At 45.4% G+C, this 25,585-nt stretch carries 27 protein-coding genes; 24 read left to right on the forward strand and 3 right to left on the reverse strand.

Annotated elements, in window-relative coordinates; all coding sequences use genetic code 11:
• Positions 1-4: 4 nt before the first annotated feature.
• The 9 genes from NYE69_RS18035 to NYE69_RS18075 all read left to right on the forward strand — a co-directional run bounded on the left by NYE69_RS18035 (position 5) and on the right by NYE69_RS18075 (position 10,955).
• On the forward strand, positions 5-874 hold the full coding sequence (locus NYE69_RS18035) for a carbohydrate ABC transporter permease (RefSeq protein WP_340927280.1): 870 nt from the start codon (positions 5-7) through the stop codon (positions 872-874).
• 252 nt (positions 875-1,126) lie between these two features.
• Positions 1,127-2,800: an extracellular solute-binding protein gene (locus NYE69_RS18040; RefSeq protein ID WP_340927282.1), complete on the forward strand. Its 1,674-nt coding sequence runs from the start codon at positions 1,127-1,129 to the stop codon at positions 2,798-2,800.
• Between the two features lie 57 nt (positions 2,801-2,857).
• Complete coding sequence (locus tag NYE69_RS18045; RefSeq protein ID WP_340927283.1) at positions 2,858-3,988, forward strand: glycoside hydrolase family 88 protein; 1,131 nt, start codon at positions 2,858-2,860, stop codon at positions 3,986-3,988.
• A 17-nt stretch (positions 3,989-4,005) separates the two neighbouring features.
• The gene (locus NYE69_RS18050) at positions 4,006-6,000 is read left to right on the forward strand and encodes a DUF2264 domain-containing protein (RefSeq protein WP_340927284.1); all 1,995 of its coding nucleotides are present in this window, start codon (positions 4,006-4,008) and stop codon (positions 5,998-6,000) included.
• 42 nt (positions 6,001-6,042) lie between these two features.
• The gene (locus NYE69_RS18055; RefSeq protein WP_340927285.1) at positions 6,043-7,866 is read left to right on the forward strand and encodes a heparinase II/III family protein; all 1,824 of its coding nucleotides are present in this window, start codon (positions 6,043-6,045) and stop codon (positions 7,864-7,866) included.
• A gap of 302 nt (positions 7,867-8,168) precedes the next feature.
• Positions 8,169-9,185, forward strand: a complete 1,017-nt coding sequence (locus NYE69_RS18060) for a TIR domain-containing protein (protein WP_340930437.1) — start codon at positions 8,169-8,171, stop codon at positions 9,183-9,185.
• Entirely contained in the window at positions 9,182-9,442 is a 261-nt protein-coding gene (locus tag NYE69_RS18065; protein ID WP_340927286.1) for a hypothetical protein, read from the forward strand. Before NYE69_RS18060 ends, NYE69_RS18065 begins: the two co-directional genes overlap by 4 nt.
• A 773-nt stretch (positions 9,443-10,215) precedes the next feature.
• Complete coding sequence (locus NYE69_RS18070; RefSeq protein WP_340927287.1) at positions 10,216-10,581, forward strand: hypothetical protein; 366 nt, start codon at positions 10,216-10,218, stop codon at positions 10,579-10,581.
• Positions 10,582-10,595: 14 nt separating this feature from the next.
• Positions 10,596-10,955: a TIR domain-containing protein gene (locus NYE69_RS18075; protein ID WP_340927288.1), complete on the forward strand. Its 360-nt coding sequence runs from the start codon at positions 10,596-10,598 to the stop codon at positions 10,953-10,955.
• A gap of 82 nt (positions 10,956-11,037) precedes the next feature.
• Here the strand turns inward: NYE69_RS18075 and NYE69_RS18080 are convergent, their stop codons facing one another.
• Complete coding sequence (locus tag NYE69_RS18080) at positions 11,038-11,280, reverse strand: hypothetical protein (protein WP_326043969.1); 243 nt, start codon at positions 11,278-11,280, stop codon at positions 11,038-11,040.
• Between the two features lie 442 nt (positions 11,281-11,722).
• Between NYE69_RS18080 and NYE69_RS18085 the strand changes: the two genes are divergently transcribed.
• The 3 genes from NYE69_RS18085 to NYE69_RS18095 all read left to right on the forward strand — a co-directional run bounded on the left by NYE69_RS18085 (position 11,723) and on the right by NYE69_RS18095 (position 13,410).
• On the forward strand, positions 11,723-12,298 hold the full coding sequence (locus tag NYE69_RS18085) for a hypothetical protein (protein WP_340927289.1): 576 nt from the start codon (positions 11,723-11,725) through the stop codon (positions 12,296-12,298).
• Positions 12,299-12,730: 432 nt separating this feature from the next.
• A complete protein-coding gene (locus tag NYE69_RS18090) occupies positions 12,731-13,078 on the forward strand; it encodes a hypothetical protein (protein ID WP_340927290.1) in 348 nt (115 codons plus the stop codon).
• Positions 13,078-13,410, forward strand: a complete 333-nt coding sequence (locus NYE69_RS18095) for a hypothetical protein (protein ID WP_340927291.1) — start codon at positions 13,078-13,080, stop codon at positions 13,408-13,410. The genes NYE69_RS18090 and NYE69_RS18095 overlap by 1 nt, the downstream gene beginning before the upstream one ends.
• 505 nt (positions 13,411-13,915) lie before the next feature.
• Here the strand turns inward: NYE69_RS18095 and NYE69_RS18100 are convergent.
• The gene (locus NYE69_RS18100; RefSeq protein WP_340927292.1) at positions 13,916-14,578 is read right to left on the reverse strand and encodes a nucleotidyltransferase domain-containing protein; all 663 of its coding nucleotides are present in this window, start codon (positions 14,576-14,578) and stop codon (positions 13,916-13,918) included.
• A gap of 223 nt (positions 14,579-14,801) precedes the next feature.
• On the opposite strand from NYE69_RS18100, the gene NYE69_RS18105 reads away from it, so the two are divergent.
• The 11 genes from NYE69_RS18105 to NYE69_RS18155 all read left to right on the forward strand — a co-directional run bounded on the left by NYE69_RS18105 (position 14,802) and on the right by NYE69_RS18155 (position 23,136).
• Positions 14,802-15,131: a hypothetical protein gene (locus NYE69_RS18105; protein WP_340927293.1), complete on the forward strand. Its 330-nt coding sequence runs from the start codon at positions 14,802-14,804 to the stop codon at positions 15,129-15,131.
• A gap of 180 nt (positions 15,132-15,311) precedes the next feature.
• Complete coding sequence (locus tag NYE69_RS18110) at positions 15,312-15,698, forward strand: hypothetical protein (RefSeq protein WP_340927294.1); 387 nt, start codon at positions 15,312-15,314, stop codon at positions 15,696-15,698.
• Between the two features lie 272 nt (positions 15,699-15,970).
• Positions 15,971-16,801: a metal-dependent hydrolase gene (locus tag NYE69_RS18115; protein ID WP_340927295.1), complete on the forward strand. Its 831-nt coding sequence runs from the start codon at positions 15,971-15,973 to the stop codon at positions 16,799-16,801.
• Positions 16,802-16,932: 131 nt separating this feature from the next.
• Positions 16,933-17,352 (forward strand): hypothetical protein, encoded by a 420-nt coding sequence (locus NYE69_RS18120; protein WP_340927297.1) that lies wholly within the window; start codon positions 16,933-16,935, stop codon positions 17,350-17,352.
• Between the two features lie 964 nt (positions 17,353-18,316).
• Entirely contained in the window at positions 18,317-19,243 is a 927-nt protein-coding gene (locus tag NYE69_RS18125) for a histidine kinase dimerization/phospho-acceptor domain-containing protein (protein ID WP_340927298.1), read from the forward strand.
• Entirely contained in the window at positions 19,240-19,866 is a 627-nt protein-coding gene (locus tag NYE69_RS18130) for an SDR family oxidoreductase (RefSeq protein WP_340927299.1), read from the forward strand. Before NYE69_RS18125 ends, NYE69_RS18130 begins: the two co-directional genes overlap by 4 nt.
• A gap of 61 nt (positions 19,867-19,927) precedes the next feature.
• On the forward strand, positions 19,928-20,608 hold the full coding sequence (locus NYE69_RS18135) for a serine/threonine protein kinase (protein ID WP_340927300.1): 681 nt from the start codon (positions 19,928-19,930) through the stop codon (positions 20,606-20,608).
• A 74-nt stretch (positions 20,609-20,682) separates the two neighbouring features.
• A complete protein-coding gene (locus NYE69_RS18140) occupies positions 20,683-21,231 on the forward strand; it encodes an AAA family ATPase (RefSeq protein WP_340927301.1) in 549 nt (182 codons plus the stop codon).
• Between the two features lie 349 nt (positions 21,232-21,580).
• Positions 21,581-22,066, forward strand: a complete 486-nt coding sequence (locus tag NYE69_RS18145; protein ID WP_340927302.1) for a hypothetical protein — start codon at positions 21,581-21,583, stop codon at positions 22,064-22,066.
• Between the two features lie 107 nt (positions 22,067-22,173).
• Positions 22,174-22,620 (forward strand): GNAT family N-acetyltransferase, encoded by a 447-nt coding sequence (locus NYE69_RS18150; protein ID WP_340927303.1) that lies wholly within the window; start codon positions 22,174-22,176, stop codon positions 22,618-22,620.
• 24 nt (positions 22,621-22,644) lie between these two features.
• Positions 22,645-23,136: a hypothetical protein gene (locus NYE69_RS18155; RefSeq protein ID WP_340927304.1), complete on the forward strand. Its 492-nt coding sequence runs from the start codon at positions 22,645-22,647 to the stop codon at positions 23,134-23,136.
• Between the two features lie 125 nt (positions 23,137-23,261).
• Here NYE69_RS18155 and NYE69_RS18160 read toward each other — a convergent pair whose 3' ends face one another.
• A complete protein-coding gene (locus tag NYE69_RS18160) occupies positions 23,262-24,206 on the reverse strand; it encodes an AraC family transcriptional regulator (protein ID WP_340927305.1) in 945 nt (314 codons plus the stop codon).
• Between the two features lie 362 nt (positions 24,207-24,568).
• Between NYE69_RS18160 and NYE69_RS18165 the strand changes: the two genes are divergently transcribed.
• Positions 24,569-25,534 carry an SDR family oxidoreductase gene (locus NYE69_RS18165; RefSeq protein ID WP_340927307.1) on the forward strand — a complete coding sequence of 322 codons (966 nt, stop codon included), beginning with the start codon at positions 24,569-24,571 and terminating at the stop codon, positions 25,532-25,534.
• The last annotated feature ends 51 nt before the right edge of the window (positions 25,535-25,585 follow it).

Raw genomic sequence — 25,585 nt, forward strand, 5'->3', positions numbered from 1 at the left:
GCCGATGCGAGCCGGCAAAGGCGAGAAACTATTCTATTGCTTGAATTACCTGTTGTTGACGCTGATTGCCTTAAGTTGTATTTTGCCGCTGCTTAACGTTGTAGCATTATCGCTGAGCAGTGCTGGGGCGGTGGCGAGCGGTAAGGTCATCCTATGGCCTGTGGAGTTCAGTCTCTATTCTTTTAAAAGTCTGTTTACCGGCACGCCCATTGTGCGCTCGTTTTGGAACAGCGTGCAGATCACTTTGATCGGCACCGGACTGAGCATGGCGGTAACCATTATGGCAGCGTATCCTTTATCCAGAAGGCAGTTTTACAGCCGGCGTTTTTTTACGATGGCGATGGTGTTCACGATGATTTTTAACGGGGGGCTTATTCCTACTTATCTCGTTGTGCAAAATTTAGGCCTCGTAAACAGCTATGGGGCATTGTGGTTGCCCGGTTTGGTAAGCACTTACAATATGCTGCTCATGCGTTCCGCTTTTGAACAACTGCCGTCAGAGGTGGATGAAGCGGCGAAAATCGATGGTTGCGGCGAACTCGGGATCTTGCTGCGCATTGTCCTGCCTCTTTCCAAACCGATGTTGGCTACGCTGTCGCTGTTTTACGGGGTTGGATATTGGAACGCGTTTATGAGTGTGATGATCTATATCAATGACACGGCCAAATACAATATGACGGTGCTTGTGCAAAATATGATCAAATCCACTTCCGTGGTGCAGGATTTCTCCGATCCGACCATGGTCGCCAATATCACGCCGGAAGGAATCCGCTCGGCAGCGGTGATCGTCATGATTATCCCGATCCTGGCAGTCTATCCTTTGCTGCAAAAATATTTTGTGAAGGGTGTTATGCTCGGTTCTATCAAAGGCTGAGCCATTCTAGAGGTTGTTCAAAAAGTCATCTTTTGATCACGAAGCAGGTCAGGAAGTGGTCTCGACGTCGAATCTTGAATTCAGCCGGGCCTAAGCATATGCTTCCGAAGCATGTTTCCTGCGGAAACATTTCAGGTGCTCACGTACCCAAAACGTACGCTCCGCTCCTTTCGTCCCTAGCTTCATCCAACCTTCTCGGTGCTGAAAAGTCGACTTTTTGAACTACAATTCTAATGAAAGAGGGGTTCTACTATGGCGGAGTTATTCAAAAAATGGCTTAAAACGGCGGTGATGGTTAGTTTGGGAGGCAGTTTGCTGGCGGGGTGTTCCGGCGATTCGCCTGCCGGCAAGACAGGGAATGCAGCTTCGAATGAGAACGGCCAGGCACGCGGCAGCATCTCATCTACGATTTACGATCGGGGTGCGGTCCCGGGCGGGATGGGGACGATTGAAGACAATATGTGGACCAAATGGATTAATGAAAATGGCCCGGTGAATGTAAAGTTTGTGGCTATCCCGCGTTGGGAATCGCAGTCCAAATTGAATGTGCTGCTCGCTTCGGGAAGCGCGCCGGACCTGATTTTTGAGTTTGGCACCTCGATTCGCAATCAGTTGTTTAACCAGAAACAGCTGCTTCCGCTGGATGATCTGATCGAACAGCAGAGTGTCGAGTACAAGGCGTTGATGGAGAAATATCCACAGTTAAAGCAAGCAGGCACGAAAACGGATGGCAAGCTGTATGAAGTTGGGCGCATGAACGAGGTATATCCGTTAGTCAGTTTATTTATTCGTGAAGATTGGCTGGAAAAGCTCGGACTCGAAGTGCCGGCAACGGAGGAGGAAATGATTACGGTGGCCAAAGCTTTTGCGGAGCAGGATCCGGACGGGAATGGCGTGGCCGATACCTATGGTTTGAGCGGACTGAAGTTTGGCGACTCCTCCGGTTTGTACCGGTATATGTTTAACGCCAACTGGGTTAATCTCGATGCAAACGGGGAACTCGCAGTAGGGCCTAATCATATGAAGGAAGCGACGGCTTTTAAACGCAAATTATATGAAGCCGGCGTTGTAGACAAGGATTTTTTGACCGATAAGGACGGCTCCAAGGCAAAACAAGATTTCCTCAATGGCAAAGTGGGCATGTATGCGTTTATGACCGCGGATTATAGCAGCTTTGCTTCCCGGGAACTGGACACTTTGATGAAAAATGTCCCGGAAGCCAAGTTGAAAGTCATTCCGTTGCCGAAAACTTCCGTAGGCCAGTATAATCCGGTCTGGAATAATCCGGTGCAAATGACGGCGGTGGTGAATGCCCGGGCCAAAGATCCCGAGGCGGTCATCAAGTATATTGATTTTCTGACTAAGATTGAAACCGGGCGAACCTTCAGATTGGGAATCGAAGGCGTCCACTATAAGTTGGAGGAGGATGGCAAGCCGGTCATCACCGATCCCGATAAATACAAAAACGAAGTGAGCTGGGCGGCCGATTTTGCCATGCTGTACAGCCGGTTGGAGGAAGGCAAATACGGTTATGCGGAAGCGCAGTTTAATGAAGAAATTCCGTATCAAAAAGAAGCGCTGCGCTTGTTTCGGGAATCGATGGCGACTTATATGACGGATTTGCCCGTGGGCGAAGGCTTGACCCATTCCGAACATATGCCGCAATTGCCTAAGGAACTGCAGGTCAAGTTCACCAATGTGACCACGGCCATCGACGATATTTTTACCCGGGCGATTATTAGCGGCAGTAACTATACGATCGAACAGGCTGACATGGACGCACAGAAGGAATGGGAAAAAGGCGGCGGGCCGGAAATTGAGCGCTGGTATAAAGAGTGGTGGAGCAAAGAAAAAGACAACGTATTAATTTGGAGTGATTTCTACGACATTTATAAACAGCAGCAGGCAGCGTATCAAGCTGAATGAGCTTAAAGGGGCAGAAAACCCGTAGCGATTTAGGCGAAAAGCATGGAGGCTTCAAGAATGGGGAAAAAGTGCATATGGGTGGATGAGGCTTGGGACAAATCTTTGCGCAAAACGTTGCGGAACACGGCGCGAATTGGCGCGCGATTCCCGCATGCGAGCAAGGGAGGCGTTTACGAGTTGGCCTCTCCGGAGTGGTGGACGGCGGGGTTCTGGCCGGGCATGTTGTGGCAACTGTATGGAGCAAGCGGCCGTGAGGAATTGAAAGCGCTCGCGGAGGAATGCGAGTTGGCAATGGATGCCGTCCTGGATGGATTTGTACGCCTTGACCATGACCTAGGTTTTATGTGGACACTCACAAGCGTGGCGAACTACAAGCTGACCGGAAACGAAACCTCGCGCATACGCGCGATGAAGGCGGCGAATTACCTTGCCGGCCGGTTTAATCTGAAAGGCCGCTATATCCGGGCCTGGAACCCGTGGCATGAAGGCGAGCGTAATGAAGGCGTGGCGATCATCGATTGCTGCATGAATATGCCGCTGTTGTTTTGGGCTTCCCGCACCAGCGGCGATCCCCGGTACGCGCAGATCGCGGAGGAACATATGAATACGGTGCTTCAGCACTTTATCCGGCCCGACGGATCGGTATATCATATCATTCAATTCAACCCGGAAACCGGCGAAATGCTGGAACCTCTGGGCGGCCAAGGCTATGGGCCTGAGTCGGCGTGGTCGCGCGGCTCGGCCTGGGCGATTTACGGCTTGACGCTGGCTTATCATCATACGGGAAAGGCGGAATACTTAACGGCCGCCCAGCGAACGGCGACTTTTTTTCTAAGCAGATTGCCTGAGGATCAGGTGCCTGCCTGGGATTTCCGTGCTCCGCAGGAATTGCGGAGTTTGCGTGACAGCTCCGCTGGAGCCTGCGCGGCCAGCGGCCTTCTGCTGCTGGCTCAGATGACGGGCGGGGAAGATGGGGATTTTTACCGGACACGAGGCGAGCAAATGCTTAAGTCTTTGTATGAGCGGTACGGGGCTTGGGACGACCCGGAGGAGGAGGGTTTGCTTCTGCATGGAACCAGCAATTACCCGCAAGGTACCAATATCGATGTTCCACTGATTTATGGGGATTTTTATTTTGTCGAAGGGTTGGCTCGGCTGAAAGGGTACGGCCCGTTTTACTGGGAGTAAAGGAAGGAGCGGATGAAATGGCGTTCATGCATCCGATAAGCAGAAATCCATTGAATACGAAGGAAGATCTGCGGGAGGCGCTGCGGCAACTGACGGACCCACTGAGGGACTTTTACAGTGAAGGAGGAGCGCGCCTGCAGATCAGGGGAGCCGGCGCCGGTCATGCGGAGGATATTGCCGATATGGAGAGCTTTTCCAGGGTTTTATGGGGGGTGGTTCCTCATTTGGCGGGCGGAGCTGAAGCTGCGGATTTTTGGGAAGTCTGCCTGAAAGGAATTATCAACGGGACGACGCCGACTCATCAGGAATATTGGGGGGATGTTGCCGATTATGACCAACGTCTTGTCGAAATGGCCGTACTCGGTTTGGCCTTGTGCCTGATCCCTGAGCGGATTTGGGAACCGCTTAACGAACAAGAGCGGCGTAATCTATACCGCTGGCTGAACCAGATCAACCACCACCCTTGCCATGATTGCAACTGGCTTTTCTTTCAGGTCATGGTGAATTTGGGGTTTCGCCAAATCGGCGAGCCGTATGATGCGGTGCAAATGGAGCGGAATCTGCTGCGCATCGATGAATTTTATCTTGGGAGCGGCTGGTACAGCGATGGTGTAGGAGGTCATAGCGATTACTATGTTCCGTTTGCGCTGCACTATTACGGATTAGTGTCCGCCAAAGTGATGGAACGGGAAGACCCGGAAAGATGCGCCAGGTTCAAAGAACGGAGCGTTCTTTTCGCGGGCCAGTTTCTGCATTGGTTCTCTGCGGACGGCTCCGCGCTGCCGTATGGACGCAGTCTAACCTATCGGTTCGCGCAGGCTGCTTTCTGGAGCGCGTTTGCCTTTGCGGGTATTTACACGGATCGGTTGACGCCGGGTGTCGTAAAGGGGCTGATTTTGCGGAATCTCCGTTGGTGGTTCAAGCAGCCGATTTTTGATTCCGCCGGCCTCCTTACCGTGGGTTATACCTATCCTAATCTGGTGATGGCGGAAAATTACAACGCGCCGGGATCACCCTACTGGGCGCTAAAGACTTTCCTGGTACTCGCGCTTCCGGACAACTCCGCGTTCTGGACCGAACCGGAGGAAGCGATGCCGAATGTGGAGGGAATTTCGGTACAACCCGAGCCTCATTTGGTTCTCTGCCGAGATCGCGAGACAGGCCATGTCGCCGCCTTCAACAGCGGTCATCGTTCTTCGAATGAACACACCCATACTTCGGCCAAATACGAAAAGTTTGTCTATTCCACCCAATTTGGCTTTAGTGTGCCCAGGGCCGAATGGGGACTTGGCCAAAGCGCGGCCGATTCCATGCTGGCGCTCAGCGAGAGCGGGGACAATCTGTACCGGGTCAGACGCCGCAATGAAGAAACATCGATCCGGGATAACGTGCTGTATGCCGTTTGGAAGCCCTGGCCCGATGTCGAGGTGCGCACCTGGGTCGTGGCCGGCCTTCCCTGGCATATCCGGATTCATCGGATCGACGCCGGGCGGCCGCTCGACGCTGCGGAAGGCGGATTTGCGCTTGGCGTGGAAGCGGAGCTGGCGGAGTGGATCGCTCCGGATCGGGCGGCGGCGATGGGGCCGCAGCTGGCGGAACGGACAGCTCAGGGGTGGGCGGCGGCGAAGGGCCCGCAACTGGCGGAACGGGAAGCTCGGGAGTGGGCAGCGGCAACGGGACCGCAACTAGCGGAACGGACAGCTCAGGGGTGGGCGGCGGAGACTGGTCCGCTTGGGGCGAGCTGCGTGCGAAATATGCTTGGCTATCAGACGGCAGAGTTGATCCGGGCAAACGCCAATACCAACGTGCTGTTTCCGCGTACGGTCATTCCGACGCTGCGGGCTTCGCTGCAGCCGGGAGTCCACTGGCTGGCGGCGGCCGTTTACGGTGGTCCATCTTTCGCGGGAGTATGGGAGGAAAATTTCCCTGGGGCGTTAAACGTTACTATTGGCGATAAGGAAATCGTCATTGTGACCCACTTGGGGAATGAAGTGAGGATTGAGTTTCGTTAGAGCGGCATCGGCGCTATAGTCAACGGAAGAAGGAGGCAGAAGATGATGCAACATGACGGGGAGATGTTGAAGCTGGCGGAAGACATGACCGCTCCCAGGCTGGAATTCTATTATTCCGGCGGGGACGGAGCGGCTTTCTGGGAGGCGCTGCGCCACCGTCCGGACGTCGCGCCGGATGTCGCGGAGATCAAGGCGGAGGGAGAGCGACTGCTTGCGTCTCCGGCGGCGGAGCTGACCTATTCGTTGTTTTCCTTGTTTGAAGCGCGGGGATCAAGGCTTGAGTACGAACGGGTGTATTTTGAGAAAAGACGGCGGCTCAACACCTTTGCTTTGTTGTCGCTGCTCGAGCCGGAATCGGAAGTTTACAAGACGGCGTTGCTGGACGCGCTTTGGTCAGTTTGCAGCGAGTTCACTTGGTGCTTGCCCGCCCACGTAGATGCGGAGCGTCCGGTGTCGGAAACGATCGATTTGTTCTCGGCGGAGACAGGTTTTGCGCTGGCGGAGATTCGGCTGCTACTTGGCGATCGCCTGCCTGGGCTACTGCGCATTCGCATCGCTGAACTGGTGGATGAACGGCTGTTTGGCCCTTTCTTGGAGAAAGGGCCTTTTGCATGGGAAGAGGCGGAGCATAACTGGGCGGCCGTTTGCGCCGGCTCCATCGGCTCAGCTGCGTTGTTGCTGCTGGGAGAAGCTGAGGATCGCGCGCGCTTGGCGCGGATTCTGGAGAAAACCGAACGCTGCATGTCGTTTTACCTTAAGGGATTCGGCGAGGACGGAGCTTGCCCGGAGGGGCTAGGCTACTGGAATTACGGCTTTGGGTATTTCGCCTATTACGCCGATCTGCTGCTCCAGCGTAGCCGCGGCAAGCTGGATTGGTTCCGCCGGGATAAGGTGCGGCGGATTGCCGGATTTCAGCAGAAATGCTTCCTGGGCGGGGCCGCGGTTGCCAATTTTTCCGATGCGCTGCCGCAGGCCAGCATCCAGCTTGGATTGTCGTGTTATCTGGCCCGCCGATACGCGGGGGAGGTTGCGCCGCCGCCGGCCGCGCTGCGGGCCGATTACCGCGCAGATCATTGCAGCCGATGGGCGCCGACCCTGCGCAACCTGATCTGGCGGGATCGCGCCGCTAGCCCGGCCGATTGGGAAGCGGGAGACTTCTATCTGCAAGACGCCAGCTGGCTTATATCGCGCTTTTCTTCCGGGGCTGGGACGTTTGGTTTTGCCGCCAAGGGCGGCCATAACGCCGAACCGCACAATCACAACGATCTCGGACAGTTCATGCTGGCAGGAGGCGGTGAATTTTTTCTGTCCGATCTCGGGTGCGGCGAATACACACGGGACTATTTCGGCGAAGGCCGGTATGCTTACGACTGCAACGGCTCGCAGGGTCATTCCGTTCCGATTATCGACGGCGTCCTGCAGAGTCCGGGACGAAACAAGACGGCCGCCGTGCTGGAGCAAGAGGCAGATAAGGACGAATGCCGGCTGGCCTTGGAGCTGTCCGGCGCTTACGAGTGCAAGGAACTACGCAGCTTCAGACGAACCTGGGTATGGCGCAAAAGTGAATTGCCCACTCTGTCGCTGCAGGATGACTTCCGATTTGCAGAGGCACCCGGAAGCTTGACGGAACGGTTCGTCAGCTTAATCAAGCCGGTTAACTCCGAGCCGGGAAGACTTCTGCTAAAACGTGGAGACTTGGCCGTGGAACTGCTTTACGATTACAGATGGCTGCGTTCCGAAATCACCGAAAGGAATTACCGCAACCATTTCGGAGAAGAAACGACCTGGTACACGTTGGATTTTCATGCACTATGGCCGGAAGCGAGTTACGGCGTCGGGTTTCTTTTTAAATTCGTAAAGAGCTAAGGAATTAAGCTAAAAAAGCGAGTCCTCAGATTACTAGGGCTCGCTTTTTTTGGTGCTTTTGATCCTATGGTAGAAACAAAACTGCCCGGTTCAAAACTTTTATAAAATCAGGTTGGTCGAGGACTCTGATTCCATCTCAAACGAACCCCGTTAAAGTGAATAGAGTTCTACTGTTTCCCAAAAAACCAGTAGGTAAACATGGATTCTTTCGAAACTATGAATAGGTAAGTGGTAATATTGCATGGGTTATAGGATAATAGAAATAGGGTTTTTATTCCAAAAAAGGAGTAGGTCTAGTGACGATGAAGCCGCCGCCTAAACCCAAATTATTTATAGGTTCATCAAGAGAAGCGATTAAATATTGTCAGTCGATTCACGCAAACTTGCAAAGGGTTGCACAGGTATTGCCCTGGTATGCCGGCAGTTTTCCGGCAAATGAATTTACCATGGAAGCATTGGAACGTAGATTGGACCAGTGCGATTTTGGGGTCTTTGTTTTTTCACCGGATGACGTTGCCCTTATCCGCGGAAAGCACGTCTTCATTACTAGAGACAATACTCTCTTTGAGGCCGGTCTTTTTTACGGAAAATTACGTAGAAAACGTGTCTTCTTTATTATTCCGGACGCCATTGAAATCAGCGACGGGGATCTATTCAAAGGCGTAAAAATTGACCAATACCACCTCTTATCTGATCTTAGCGGAATGACGCTTCTAACTTATGAATATGGGCATGATGATGAATACGAGGCTGCAACGTCTGTTGCATGCAGTAAAATTGCCAGTGCCATTGAAGCTGAACAATTTTACGAAGATCCAGCTAAAACTTTGATCCAACGTAATAGCACTTCTCGATTGCTTTGGGAATATGGGAGGCTCATTCCGCTTACTAAGGATTCCACCTTAAAAGAACGATATCATGCGTTAAGTGAAGCCGTTCGGCTTTCTTTTGTGGTACTTCCGAACACCATGGTTACCCATGTTGCCCTTTATGCCAAACAAGGAATGGATGGAATGGCTTATGTAGCAGGTAATATTGATGCCGGCGCTTTTTATCCTTTTCAAGCCTATCATCAGGATGAGGAGGAACCGCCCATTGTCTTGAAGGTGCAGCAGAGCGGTACAGAATGGTCTTTTGCTCAGGTCAAGAAAGTTGAAAAAGTGAGTGTGCTGTGCTATCCTTTAGCTGAGGATCATGTCATTTCTATCCACATTAGGGGAGATCAAATCCTTACTAAAGACGTTTTACAAGTCGTTGTTAAAATGAATGAAGAATTGCTCAGCACAATCGCACTATTAGTTGGAGGGGATTCGCTATGAAGAATAGCAAAGATGGACGTCGGCTTGGCGAACTGACCACTAATACAGGTTGGGTGAAACGAAATTCCGGCCTATTCTACAACACAGGCAGACTTAGTAAGCGTCTTGTTAAAACGTACAAAAGTGCTGGAAAAACATATGCCGTTGAGGTGCGTGTTCCAGCGGTTTATACCGGTCCGTCTATCGATGGTGAACAGTTAAAGCTCGTTGAGGTCACAAGTGGAAAAGTCACTCGAAAAAAACCGAATTTTGCATAACTCACAAAATGATCGCATGGTCTAAAAGCCTGCGATCATTTTTTATGTCTTGGTTTTTATGTGGGGGCTTCCGGAGAATATTCCAGAAGTCTTTTTTGCTATGGTACAATATTCCTATAGACGGATAGGAAGAGACGTATTATGGCAAATGAAAAAACCAGGGAAAGTGATGAAATGGCTATTATATGCCAAGCCAATGAATGTATCGAAAGAATACCTAAAAGGGAGCAAATTAATGAAGCGGGTTTACATACATATTGAAGCTTATCTGATGAAGAAATAAAAGATAAACTTAAACGAAATGAACTTGAAGAGCTTATTTACTTGCCTTTGTCAGTAGGACTTTATCACCACAACTGGAAAGTGGCTCAAGACAATATGTCTAAACCTTGCTCAACATAATAACGTGAGGGTGAGAGCAAATGCTATTTTGGGTCTAGCGCATATTTCAAGGAAGAAAGGACAATTAGATAAGAGACTAGTAAAACCCATAATATTAAGAGAACTTAGAGAAAATATAGAGCATAAGGGAACGATCTTAAACGCAATAAGTGATATTAATTTATTTTTGAAATGGGATTTTGCGAAGGGACATATATTGATAAATTGATGCAGAGAAAATGGATAAAAAAATCACAATGTAAATAAGTGGATAGGTTTAATAAAACTACTCGAACCGGAGCGCAAATAATTTTGCGCTTCGGCTTTTTTATTTCGATTTAACCTATCACAATTTGTTGACAAATGATGTTCTTTGGGGTGAGTGGAAGGATATGGAGAAGGTGGTTTCGAATTTAATAGCCGAACCGGAGAGTGAGTCTATCGATAATCAAAAATTTGATTATGGCGCTATTGAAAGTATTAGGGAAATGGCTGCAGATGAAAAAATGCAAAATTTCTTTCAAAAATCTGATATTGATATGTATAAAAAGCAGATTGAACGTTGTTTTACAGATAGCATAGTGGAGTACTTGGAGAGCGTAGGTGTTGATATATCGGAGTTTGTACAACGTAAAGAAACGGTTATAAACAAAGGAGTTACAATAAATGGCGGTGAGTTCTACGGAAATGTAGTTGCTGTCGGAAGCCAAACCAACAAATTCATAAATCAGGTGAAAAATGCATTTCAAAATAGCTAAGAATAGGAGGGCATATGAACACGAACAAAGGGGTTGTAATTAATGGCGGCAAATTTCATGGAAATGTAATATCGATAGGGAATATGAATGTAAATCATTATCGTAGCGAACAAGAAACTTCAGATAAAGTCAACAGTCAAAAGCATAAATATGACGTTGCCTTATCCTATGCCGGAGAAGATCGAAGCTACGTGGAGATTATTGCAAAAGAATTAAAAGCTAGAGGCATTAAGGTATTTTATGATGAGTTTGAAGAAGCATCCCTATGGGGAAAGGATTTATCAGTATACTTGAATCAGTTGTTTAGTGAACACGCTGCTTTTTGCGTAATGTTTATTTCCGAGAGAATGGGCTGCTCCGGTATCAATGACTAAATGATCGACGGTCAGAGAGCGTCCTTTATAGTGAAGCGTCATAGAGGTTTGCAGCAGGATATCGATATATTCGATCCTCATTTTATCGGCCTCTATAGAATGGAGGTTTTCTCAGCTCGATAGTGATTTCTTCTTGGCCCGTATGGTAAACGATGTTGTTATCTTTGCATTTTAAGAGCTCTTTGGTTGCCTCAGAAGGGTCCTGAATGGCTCGAACAATAGCCACATCTTTAACGTATTGTATGTTATCTTCAGTGTGGGAATCGAGAACTTCAAGCAGAACATATTGATCGGGAAAGATCGTGCGGACTTCTTGCCACTGCATTTAAAATTCACCCCGTTCTTAGTATTTCATTTATAAAAATTATATCATGTTTGGAGAAATAGTAGATAATGGGGACGCCTGGTTCAAGGAGAAACAGGATTAACCATTTCTAATTTCGAATTGATTTGAACCCTACATCGTCTAGGGCGAGCAACATGCCTTGCTTCCGCGAACCCCGGGCTTTTCGGGTGGATCGGATTTTGGCCTGTGTCCCGGTTAAACATCGGGGCCATGATGCTTCTTAACCTAGATTAGTAAATTATCCTCATAAATGTGTCCGGGGCAGCCCCATGCTGCTCCGGACTTTTTGTTCATTTATATAGGTGAAACGGATCATTTGTGGGATATTATGCCAACTAAGGAATTGTGAGGCCGGCGGGGGGTTGATAGAATGTATTGAAGTGTTTTTCCCATAAAATATCTAAATGTCCAGGAGTACGGAATGAATAGGACAAACTATGTGCTGTCGCAAGATGAATGGTTTTACCTATGCTTGCTTTCCGGTGCCACTACCTTGTTCGGTTTGGAAAATGTGCTGGATGGCCTTGATTTGCAGGAGGCCCGTCAACGATGGGAGATGGTGTCCGGCCGGCTGAAGAGCAAACATATTTTGACGGAAGAAGATGAGGATCAACTATACATAAAGCGTGATTATGCCGCGATTGCGGAAATTTTGTCGTTTCCGGACCAGGTGTTTGCTTGCTTGGCGGAAAAAAACGGGACAGTCTCCATGGAGTTTATCCATTGCCGGGCGGGGATGTTCACGCGCTTAACTGGAGAAGAGACTTGCGAGGTCCAGCTATGCACCGGGCGGGAAGAAGCGATTGCCATGCTTCGAGAACAGTTTTTGCTTAGCGATTGTGAGCAAGAGGCGTCTTACCGTCTACCTGCGACGGAGATCAATTACGCTCTGGCACTTGCAAGTGCGGGAGAACAAGGAGCGGCAACGGTTCTTTGGCAAAAGCTTGGAATAGATCGTCAGACCTCGGAAGACTTAGCGGAAGCCTTTGGGCCATAGTCCGATTGCCGGGTCATTGCGGGGTGCCACTTGGCTTCTGGAGAGGAGGCCGAAGCGCTCTTTACCTGTGCTCCTACAGAAAAAGGAACCTGGATGCTGGGGATGATGCCGGAGCGGGATCAGGTCCTCTTGTTTCGGCGCAAACCGCTTTCCGCCCTTGAACAACTTTTTGCGTTCCCAAGCATGTTGGCGAAGGGAGGGGAACGTCTTGGAACTGAAGGTTGATCCGGCCCGCATTAACGGGCTCGCAGACGAAGTACGCCGGTTGGAGCAAAGGATCGGAGATCAAGTCACAGTTACGCTAAAAAGAGTATCGGAGTTAACCAGTAGAACAAGCTCGGCTTATTCCGAGTCGGGAGTCCGCTCCGCAAAAAAGAAGTTGAAATTGTTGATAACACTGGAAAACCTATTGGCGAATTAGACGAGATTGATTTGAAAAATGGTATTTTCTATGAGGATAAAGCAGCGAAGGGACTTAATGTCATCAATCCTAAAACTGGATTACCTGCTCAAACACCTCAGCAATTTACGGATAAACAAATATTGGATAAAACAAGAAAAAGAATTAATAATATTGCGAAAGCTACAGCTACACGAGCTACCAAAAACGGGACTTCAAACATACCTTCATTAGATCAAATTAAAGGCATTCGAAAATTCATTTTCAGATTAGATGGAGATACTCCTGAATTAAGGCAAGCTGTAGAGAATAGCTTGGAACAATTAAGAAAAGAATTTCCTGATTACACTTTTGATGCATTGTTTGGAGGGAAAAAGTAATGTCAATTAGTGCTATGGTTTTAGAGGCAAAAGATGAATTTGAAGAGAAGTTTTTCATTCCTGTAGCTACTGAGTCTTTTTTTCAAGAATGTTGGGAGCCAGCAATTGAAGAATTAGGGTTAAAATGGACTAAAGTATTTTCTGTTGGGATCGATTTAGTTAAAGAAGATTTTCCATTCGTTTTAGAAGAATTATCAAAAATAAAAGAGTGGGCGAAGGAGAACTTACCTGAGGAGAAGAGGATAAAAATTATTGAAAGAATCGAATTGATTGAGACTGAATTGCCCATCGCTTTTACTCATCGAGATGGAATAATAATTTTTATTGGGTAGTATTTCTGGGATGCTGTCTTTAGAACTCCAACAACAAGATCGTACTATTACCAACAAACCAAACACTAACTGATTCAAACACTTTTTTTAGTGCTTCCTGTAAAAGAAAACGGAAAGAAAGTTGCTCGGTTCCTTAATCAGTATGACTGGCGGCTGTCCGACGATCATATCGATTACTACCGTAAATACTTGCCGTTGTTTGGCTATCCTGTCCCCCGCCATTGGGCGGGTTTCTTTTTACTGTTTCGTTGGAATAACTAAAAAATGGGATAGGGGGAGTTCGCGGCTTTACGATCTCAATCGTCTTACATATCGGCTCCTGACTTGACATAGAGCTTCGGCAACGGCAAACAGAGGGGTTGAATACGCTGATTAAGTTGATAATTGATTAATGGCTTTTATTAGATATTTCATGTATTCGATCATATCTTCCCTGCGATTATAACGAGAGCGATATTGTCGATCTTCTTTACCGTTTCGAATATATAGGGCCTCCTTCAAAATCTTATGAGTGGATGGAGGGAGATGCGCCCAGGCCATATTCGGCTGCCTTGTCTTTTGAAGCAATATCATTCTCACGTAACGTATAATACATCCGGCTGATTCCGCACGTGCACCATTCCACTGCTTGGTCCGATAGAGCAAATATTCGCGAAATGGAAAAGGGCTTTTGCAATCTGTGTAATTTTCTCACCCAGTAGGAGTTCACATTATCCCTTACGTAGTTTTTGACATCATCAATAGTAATGAGGACGTTGACTTCCGCAGCGGGTACTCCTATAATCGTCTTTCCGTACTTTTTTAGCGTAAACCAAGTAATGAGATTGGCGCCAAATTTCGCAAGAGTCAATTTGCCATCACGATAGCCGTAGAAGGGGTTGGTGTCGACCTCACTTTTTTGAATATTATCCAGTGTGATATATTGACTTTCCAAGGGCATACCTTTATATTGCGCCGAGAGAGCACGGTGCGTTTTTTTAATTTTATCAACCTGATCCTTGTTTGGCGGGCATGTCAATAACACAGTACAATCCACATCACTTTTGCCCTCATGGAATCCATCTAAAACGATTGAACCAGTCAGATAAATACCAAGTAAGTTTTCACCAAAGATATCGGCCATCTCGCATTTATACCTGTTCAATAGTGCTTCAAGTTTTTTACTCAAAATAAACACCTCCAAATTGCCCATCTCTTTGTTTCAATTCCTAATTTTAGTTGATAAAATAAGAAAATAAAGAGAAATAAATATCTGATTTATTTCATATTTTAGAGGCCGCATACGCTCAGCGTTTATTCCTTGGAACGTTTGATACAAACGCCAACACAGGACGTTATACAGCTTTATTTACAAACAAATCAAATCTGTCCGCGCGCTGAACGCAACTACCGTGCGCATTGAATTGGAGGAACCGAACGAGCTGTTCCTGCCCTTTTTATGCACAAGCCGCGCAGCCATCGTTCCGCGTCCTTTAAACCCGTTAGCTGAAAACCCATCTGGCGGAAAGCCTGGCAGTACGGGATCTTTTCAAATTGCAGAGATGGATGAGCATATTCGAGTGTTGGAGGCGTTTCGCCGGTATTTTCGTGGAAGGGCGCACTTGGATCGAGTTGAGATTATCCATGAGCCCGTTGACATGAAATCTGAGTCTGGGGATAGTTTGGATCAACATTACTTAGAAGGAATTACACCGATTTCTGGAGTGGGGAAACGCAGTTAAGTATCAACTAGTGCAAAGATTGCTATCGGGCCAATGTATTAATTTGGCGATATTCCTGTCAAGGTGTTGTTCTACATGATAACGTCGTTATTCCTACTTTTACTGCTCCTGTCGTTAGTGAATAAAGGTATGACTAGGATTCCTAAAAGGGACCGCTAGTACTCAATTGAGGTGCTTTCGATGAAAAAGACTATATCTTTAATACTTCTCTTTTTTCTTTTGCTCAGTTCTCTTGCTGCATGCTCTACAAGCAAAGCAGATGTCATTCAAGATATGGTTGCCCCAAAAGGATCTTATAACATTTACGTATTTTGGGACGGCGAGAATACAGATTATCAAGAATTAGTAGCTGAAATGTTGAATGTTATCAATTCCGAAGCAATCCTTAAATCGATGAACATTAATAACATGACTTTTATCAGCGTAAATGACAAGACGCAAAAGTATAATTATAAAAAGATCTTTGATATTCAACATTCCCCGACAATCATTTTATTGGACGATGAAAAGATTATCCTGCAAACCAATGATTCTAAAGATATCTATGAACTTTCGGATACATTATAGGTGAATTAACCAAGTTCGCTTCCAAGTTTGGAAAGAGGGGGGCCTTGGCCCGGTTTACAGCGCTAGCTAATCATCTGAATGCACTGCCCTCAGGCAGTGCATTTTTTGATCTTTATTCCGCAATATTGGGCTTATCAAATTCCTTTCAACCGTAACATGGTTTTGATTTAAAATGTGTCAAATCGTTTGATATTCCTATCCATGCTATTTACCTAAATCGTAATATCTTTTGAAAACTGCTTTTACAATTGATAACTTTAAGGGAGATTGTGATGATAAACTGGAATGATATTTTGCACCACGCCTTTGCGGGAGCGGTTCTTGCACTGCTTTTCAGTAAAAATCAAAAAGCTTGGCCTTATTTTTTCATCGGAGTTGCTTCTGCTCTGCTACCGGATGTAACTAAAGTGCTGTTAAAGGATTTGTATCTACATTCTCTATTTGTTGCACCTTTTATTTCGCTTTTAATTGCATGGGTATTGAAGTTATTCTGGCGGAGTGAGCCATTCATCAGATTGTTTGGTGCTGTTTTTGCAGCTATTGTCGTCGGACATCTCGTCCTCGATTTTTTAGATAATGGCAATGCAATGTTTTATCCGCTTATAAAAGATGATTTAGAGTATAGTATCATTAGTAAAACGACCCCTGTAGTTTGGGCTTCGGCACTCGTTGCGATAGTTGTTGGTTTTGCGATTAAGAAAGTTCGGTTTCTGGCTATTATTGGTGTTTTTGTTATTATCTTGTATTGTGGTTTCCAAGTAACTTCTAAAGTAGTGGTAACAAATGCCTTGAAAGTACAATACCCAATTCCCGATTTAACGATAATTTTGTCTCCAGAAGGCGAGTGGCCTTGGGAAGACAGAATCTGGTGGTACCATATAGAATCAGATTTATTCCTTGCTAGTGGTGAAAGTAATGCAACAGGCAGAAAAATTGTCCAAAGCATTTTCTACTATACCCCGGAAATTAAATTGCAGTATAGGGTGGAAGAATGGACTAGAAAGGAAAATTATACTCTTATTAAATGCTATGATGAAATCTCTAGTCAGACTGTCTTTTTTAAGTCAGAGGATGGTATTCACTGGAGCACTGCTTCACAGTGAAACTGAAATAGGCGTTAATGGTTAGTGACTTCATTTTCATTAGTGAATATACAGCTTCTCCGATAAAAGTGATGATTGTATTCAAGTGGGAGAATACTAACTTATTATCTGTAGCGAGCCGGAGGGAAATTATGACGAGAATGAACATCACTGGTATATGTCTTTTATTTACCTTATTGTTATCCGCATGTAACAATCATCAAACCGCGTCAGAAGAATCTCAAATCATGGACGAGAAGGCCGAGATTTTGGAAGTATCCACGGATTTACCGAAGAAAGCCGGTTGGTGGATTGTCCCCGAAGATGTGAATACGATGACCATTAATGTGAAGGCTAAAAACATCGATACCGTTCTATTTTGGATTACTCCGACAGGTACGGAAACATGGGAGGAAAGAGAGCTTATTGGTTATGATAAAGATGGAAGTGACGGCTGGTCTTTGACATGGAACTTTGGCAACCGGACTTTTCACGACCGCATTACTATTCAAGCCTTAGGCAGCGATGGTACCACACAAGATAATGAGATCATTAAGGTCACTTCAGAATGAATATAGGTAAGGCTCATAGGGTCTCGAATGACTCGAACAATAGCGACATCTTTAACGTATTGTATGCTATCTTCAGCGTGCATCATAAAAAGACCCCCATCGGCGAAATGAGGTGGGTTTTTACTGCCTAGACTTAGAAGGGAATAACCCATCCAAGCCAATTGTATAGCCGAGTGTTCGCCGCACTCGGAAATGATACCATATCTATAGGGCTAGGAAAAGATTAAACAAAGAAATTATGAAAACATGAATAAGTTCTTATTACAAATTATATCATGTTTTGAGAAATAGGAGATAATGGGACGCCTGGTTCAAATAGAAACAGGATTAACCATTTCTAAGGCCAATCTGAAATTGAATATTTTATTTAGTCATGTTGCTTTTGAACTCTCATACCAAGTTTTATGTTTTGGATTGGATTATCATTAGAACGAGTATACATAAAGACGAGCGGTTAAGTAACTCAGAGAAGGCATCCCTATCATATAACACCGTATTCACGCTACGGGACTATCGCCCCTTGGTTGACGGATGTATAATCATGGAAGAAGCTCAGACAACAAACGGCCCAGCCTAAGATAAGTATCTAAGGCTGGGTCGTTTTGTGAATACAAGAACATTATCGGAAATCAGCAAAAAATTATGAAGATATTTAGAGAGGGATAAAAGATGGATTTACGCCTAACGTTTCATGATTTTGAAAGTGTCGTTCTTGAAAAGAATAACTTTGATTTAATGCCGAAATCGTACTTGTCGCACGAGCCGATCAACTTAGGGTGAAAGGAACGATCGAAGCCCTCGCCGCTTTCTTCATCGTGGGCAGTCAAAACCTTTAAGGAACGACTATTGTTTATGAAATGTTTATATCTTTTACTTTTGGAATTTAGATTTGTATTTTATCCTTGATTTATCAAGCAATTCTATAATCGATTATTGGCCGATTTTACATAAGGGAGATCATTGAGTGACGATAAAAAAGAGATTATTCAATTACAATCTGTTGATGGTTGTGATTCCGCTTGTCGCCATGCTGATTATCGGCTCCATATTCGTCTTCATTGTGAAGGCACTCTTCTCTACGGATTCTAAAGAGATTAGTCCGATGAATGAAACCTTTCTCGAAATGATGAGCATTATGGATGGAGCCGACATGAACGGGATTTCGGAACAGGCGGAGGTTCAGAACGAGTTGATGAATCGATTCGCCGACAAAAACTATTTTGTTTATGCCAAACAGGGCGGACAAACGCTGTTTACGAACATGAGCGATAAGGAATATTCGCATATTTCCAAATACCTTTCCCAGGACCATCTATATACGGCCAATCAATCGCTTTGGGTTCCGGATGACGACTTATATCTTTGGTGGAATAGGATAGAGACCGATACGACGCCGGTTACATTGGTCGTAGCGCGGTTCTTCGATCGGGAAGACGGAGCTGGCCATACGGTCGCATTTGCAATGATGTCAATTCTCATCATTTCGGCCATCGTCATTATGGTCATACTGGTAAGCTTGTATTTTGCCAATAAGATGATCGAGAAAATTATGGTTCCGCTTAACCACCTTTGTGACGGTGCGCAGCGCATTCAGGAGGGGGACCTTAGTCAGGATATTTCCTGTCAAGGCGCCGAGGAATTGGAGAAGGTCTGCGACTCCTTTAATCAAATGCAACATCAGTTAAAAGCGAATTTGAAGAAGAACGAGAAATATGAACGGGACAGAAATGAAATGCTTGCCGGGATCTCCCACGATCTTCGGACGCCGCTTACCTCCATCAAAAGCTATGTTAAGGGATTGCAAGATGATATTGCCAAAACGCCCGATAAGCAAAAGGAATATTTGGACGTGGTTTATCGCAAAGCTTGCGTCATATGCCATGGGGTATGAACTCGCATGAACCCAGTATTTTACAAGAAATGATACAAAAATACGGAGTACGTTGCGAGAAGCTTGAAATTGACCTTTCAGACTCAAATTCACCTGTGAATTTGATGGATACAGTTGAAGAGAGACTTGGGAAGCCTTCCATTTTAGTCAATAATGCGACCTATTCCGTTGATGTCAGTTATGAAGATTTATCCGTTGAGATTCTTACTAAACATTATCAGGTTAATATACAGGGAACGATGTTATTAAGTGCAGAATTTGCCCGTCGTTTCGACTGCTCTGGAGGAGGTAGAATAATAAATCTAACGTCGGGACAATCGCTTGGTCCGATGGCAGGAAATATAGCATATGCCTCCACAAAAGGGGCAATAGATGCCTTTACTTTAACACTGTCTGCGGAGGTTGCATCTAAAGGGATTACCGTAAACGCGGTGAATCCTGGTCCAACGGATACAGGGTGGATGAATGATGAGCTCAAAGCATATATTTTGACTAAATCGCCGATGGGAAGAGTTGGATTGCCTCAAGATGCAGCGCGTTTAGTTTCTTTCCTTGCCAGTGAAGAAGCTGAGTGGGTAACGGGACAAATCATTCACTCGGAAGGCGGATTTCAGAGAGGATAGTTACCTCTTGTCAAGATCTAAACTATGGATCCGTTGGCCAAAACTAAAGGAGTGGGTGGCCATGAATTCGGATTGGAAACGAGCGGAGGAAGCATTAAGGCTCGCTGAGGTGGTAGGCCATGAAAACAATAAGCCAGTTTCCGTTATTCGGTTTCCGGAAAATTTACGCTGCATCGGTATCGGTACGGATGCTGCCGTTTTTTATGATCCGTCCACCCCTGATTACGCGTATAAAGTGTATGCCGCCCAGGCTTTAGAAAAAAAGGATGTCGAGGCAAAGATTTATGATCGGTTAAAAGGATCGTGTTATTTCCCTCGATGTTACGGTGTTGGTCCTAACTATTTGGTTTTAAGTTTAGAACAAGGTATGACGTTGTACGATTGTCTTCTATACGGTGTGCCGGTTCCCGAGCAAGCCATCCAAGACGTGGAAGAAGCCCGTCAGTTCGTCCGAAGTCAAGGGCTGAACCCAAGGGATATTCATCTTAAGAACGTCCTCTTGCAAGAGGGAAGGGGAAAGGTCCTTGATGTTTCGGAATATATCAAAGAGGGCAACGACAACAGGTGGGAGCACCTGGTCTGGGCGTATCAGCACGTTTATCCGCTCATTAGCGGGGTAAAGGTTCCATTATGGATGCTGGAAACTGTAACCAACTGGTATAACCGGATCGATACGGCCGCCTTCAGTATCGAAGAGTTCGCTAAGCGAGTGAGTGGGTTATTCTTTGGCGAGCGCAAATAGAGATTCACCTGATGCGGAGATTACAATACAGAAATGTTTCTTACATTCTATGAAAACCAACGGAGGTAAGAATATTGAGTAATCGAATACATATATTTGGCGCTTCTGGTTCAGGAGCTTCAACGCTTGGAAGAGAATTGTCTTCAAGTCTTCCTCATATAGCACTTGACGGCGATGATTATTTTTGGATAGAGAAATTTACAAAGCCGAGGGAGCGGAATGAAAGATTAAAGTTACTTGAAGCTGATCTTGCTAAATATAAAAAATGGATTCTTTCTGGGGCGATTTGTGGTTGGGGAGATAAATTAAAGCATAATTTCGATTTAGTCGTATTTCTATATGTACCTCAAGAAATTAGACTAAAGCGGCTTATGGAGAGAGAAATAAATAGATATGGTGAAGAAGTATTACCTGGTGGGAGAAGGTATGAGCAATCAAAAGCATTTTTAGAGTGGGCTTCATTATATGATACGGCTGGAATGGAAGTAAGAAGTAAAACGCTTCATGAATATTGGATGGAAGATTTAAAATGCCCAATAATTAAGATTGAAGGAGAACAGACAATTGAGGAAAGGGTAGAAATTATTTTAGAATACATAAATACCAATTTATCGATTTTATAATACAAAGAAGGTATGAGGATATTTCAAAGTTCCGTCGTATAACACCGCATAAACGCGTCGGGCCAGCAAGCTGCCCTTCTTGGTCGCCGAGTTTTTCGATAAAGTAGCGACCTCAGGTAACACTGTATTCACGCAGCGTGCAGGCTTGGTTGTTCCTTGGTCTGTCCGAAGATATTAAACAATGGGGTGAACTCAGACAGACAACCATGCGAGGCTAAGTTTCCCGGCGGATCAATCGCTGCACTGGATCTGCCGAAAGCTTAAGCCTGTGAGGGTTCGTGAATGCACAAACGTTTTCTGAAATCAACGCCAACGCAATATTAAAAACATAGAACTGTGAGGATAAGCTTTGAAGAAATATAGAGGATTAAGAAGAAGGTACAAGCTTATACAAAGAAGACTCGATGATTTAGTTCTTTATCTTGAGGATGATTCTTGGTATAACTTTTACCATATACATTTAGATTGGAAAGGAATTACTGACTATAGTGCTAAAAATAGAAGGAGTCATATTAAATGGTACCTTCATTTTTTAGATAAGATCGAGATTCTTACAAAGGACAAAAATAAACCATTTCAAACATGGATCATTCTTGATTCAGGATTTGGTTCTGCAGATGCAATATATTTTCACACCGAAAATCCACATGGTGAGTTTCCAATTAAGTTTAATGACTTTGAATGGGATACTCAGGAAAATGAGTTACTAAAAGGACTAATTGATTTGGATAAATATGATTTGGGAAGATGTCTTTATAAGGATGGATACTATAGTTATTGCATACAGAAGAAAGGGCTAGGAATATCCTTAAGAAGATTCGAAGATGGAAGATAGGAGCTATCTAAGGCTGGGGCGTTTCATGAATACAAGAACGTTAGACGAAACCTGTGCAAGATACTAAAAACCTAAGTTCACAAATTCTCATATTGGGAGGTAGTTCTATGATGATAATTGAAAAGGCATTAAAGGCCGATGCTGAAAAACTGGCTGAAATTCAGAAGGCAAGTTTCGATGAAGAATCTAAGCAATTTAATAATAGTGAAATAGGCGGACCTCCTGGATATGATTCCACAATCTGGCAAGAGGATATGATGGTATACGGGGACTACTATAAAGTTCTCAAAGACGGAGAAATAATTGGAGGGGCAATAATTCTCTTGGGAACTAACGGAGTTCTTAATTTAGGAAGGATTTTTATAGATCCGAAATATCAGAATCAGGGGATTGGAATGAAAGTAATGAAAGAGATAGAAACCATTTATTTAGACAACCCTAAATGGTGGTTAGACACTCCAAAATGGAGTGTGAGAAATCACCATTTTTATACGAAATGCGGGTTTACTAAGGTCAGGGAAGAAGAGGATATGTATATTTTTGAGAAATCATAAATGGATATAAAGGACGTGATCGACATGCTTGCTTATTTAAGCAAACATGCTCAAAAAGCTTATAAAGAAATTCTGCATATTATAGAGCATCCAGATTTTCTTTTCTCAAATGACAGAGCTCTAACACCTTTAGAAGCGCAAACTAACTATAGATATATTCACGGCTTTACTCGTTTGTTAAAGAAAGGGACTATAAGTTTAGATGATGTTACGCAATCATTAATCTTTTTGGAAGGTAAGGTAGAGGAGTACTTAAAGAATGTATATAAGAATAAAGATTTCGAATTCATCATTTATGGGGATATTGGAATCCCTGGATTTACATTAACAGTGACGTCTTTTTATGAGAATCAAGATGATGAGGGACGTTATGAGTTAAGCGATCTGGTGAACTGGTTTTCTGAAAACGCATTATATAATGGATTACAGATAGAGGAGGGAACAACGGAAGAAGATAGTGATGAAAGTAGTGAATTTATTTTCAGGAAACATTATACAAAGATTATTAAGACTTAGATGCCCGTAATATCACTTAACACCGTAACCGTAAGGACTTCTGGAGTCAGCCCGTTTTCTCTTTTGGAGAAGGCGGGCTTTTTTTGGCTCCGACTTGCAGGATTTCCTGATTCCTGTGAAAAATCTTAATTTATGGAGTCTGCGTTCGCCGACAAGCCTCTATGGGCCTTTTGGTAAAAGCCTGGCCGACATTTAATTATTCTTTTGAATGCAAGACTAAACGCGCTCTCAGACTCATACCCGACGGCACTTGCAACTGTAGCGACGTTATGATCGCCTGATTGGAGAAGTTCGCAAGCGTACTGCATTCTCCAGTTCGTTAAATATTCCATTGGAGCAATGCCTACTTGTTTTTTGAAATTAAGAGCGAACCCTGATCGAGACAAGCCAGCGGTACGCGCAAGTTCATCGAGCGACCAGGGGCGTTGGTAGTCTGAGTGCATGGCTTCAATGGCTTTCGACAACTTTGGATCAGAGAGTGCGACGAGCCAGTTTTTTTCATTTTTTGCCGATGCAAGATAAATACGCAGGATTTGTACAAGCATGATGGGCGCAAGGTGGTTAATTATCAAGGTTCGACCTACCTTATCACCTTGAACCTCGCTACTAAAGCGTTCGAGACTCCAACGCAAAATCGCAGCTTGTTCCATGTGTTCTGGTATGTGAATTACTGGTGGCAAATTACCAAACATGATTTTCGGGAGATGGCCTTCGAATTGAAAATAAGCGCTATTCGAATAAAAATCACCGCCGCCATTGTAAGTCATAACTCCGTTCTGAGTTGACCGTTTGAGCTCGTCGAACTGAATTTTTCTTTGGATGGATAAATCTTTCGCGATAATAAAAGGTTTTCCGCTGGTAAGAAGGATGCAGTCTCCCTGCTTTAAATGATACTTGCCCGGAAGTCCTTCGATAGAAATCCAGCACTCTCCTTTAAGGACAACAATGAGCTTGAAGCCGTCAAAAGAAGGCGACTCAACCGCCCAGTGTCCTCCGGCATCTAACGCCCCTGAAAAGTACGCCTTGAGCTTCATTTTCATCAAAGTTTCTGATAGGATATCAATCATCATAATGTAGACTATATAACATATATTATGGATTGTAAAGCATAGACAGTCCATATTTGGATGTTCATAATGATTTATAAAAGGAGGTCGATTCGCTTCTTGCTAACACACCAACTGCTGGATGTGCTGAAAGAAAGTCGCCCATCACGAGTGATATGTATGCGGCAACCCAGACTCTTCACGCCAGAACTTTCTTTGCTTGCTTTTGAACTTGCGAAACGACTTCAGGGTTCAGGAGTCACGTCCGTTGCATTTCACCCGGGACTAGTCAAATCCAAAGTTGATTCGCAAGGCGCCGGGGGAAACCTTGTGGAGCATTTCCAAGTGAACTGACAAAACATAAATTGCAATAGGAGGAATATTTTATGCGCGTATTTGTAACAGGAGCGACAGGATTCATCGGTTCTGCCGTTGTTAAGGAACTTATCAGCGCGGGCCATGAGGTTGTCGGTCTCGCCCGTTCGGAGTCATCCGCAAAAGGCTTGATCGCTGCCGGCGCCAAAGCCCATATCGGTTCGATTGAAGACGTGGAGAGTCTGCGCGAAGGAGCAAAGGGGGCAAACGCCGCCATTCATCTGGCATTCTATCATAAGTTCTCGCATGCAAGTTTTTCTGCACGTTTGCGAATATTATTCGGGGGAAGTCCAAGTGGTATTATGTCAAGATTTTTAGCTGCTGCGGTCGAAACGGAGAGGCGTGCCATTGAGGCTTTAGGGTCTTCGCTGACGGGGGAAGATCGAGCTTTAGTAGTCATATCTCCGACAACGTCGCTTGCTCTCGGACGCATTGGAAAAGAGAGCGACATGCCGGACCCTACTGCTCCCGGATGGGGGCGATCCGCTTCAGAAAATACCGCACTCTCGTTCACATCTCACGGCATTCGTGCGTCCGTTGTCCGTCTTCCGCCGTGTGTTCACGACCATACTATGCAGGGGTTTGTCTCCATCATTATCTCTATCGCTCAGAAAAAAGGTGTCTCGTCGTATATCGGCGAGGGCAGCAACCGCTGGGGTGCTGTGCACAGACTTGATGCCGCTCATTTGATTAGGCTCGCCATGGAGAGGGGGCCAGGAGGCGCGCGGTACCATGGCGTAGGCGAAGAGGGAATCCCGCTCAGGGACATCGCTAGCACCATTGGCCGTCACTTAAAGATGCCCGTCCAATCCATATCCGCAAAGAAGGCAGTGAAACATTTTAGCTGGCTATCGACCTTCGTTTCGGCCGACAACCCTGTTTCCAGCAAGTGGACTCAAGAACAACTTGGATGGCAGCCGAAGCACCCTGGTTTGATCTCCGATCTTGATCGAGCGGAGTACAGGAACGTTAGATGATTGGAAAAGTCGCGCATTTTTTCGGCATCGTCCAATGAGCAGTCAACTTAT

It is taken from the genome of Paenibacillus sp. FSL R5-0527, from assembly GCF_038008055.1.
Lineage (GTDB): Bacteria > Bacillota > Bacilli > Paenibacillales > Paenibacillaceae > Fontibacillus > Fontibacillus macerans.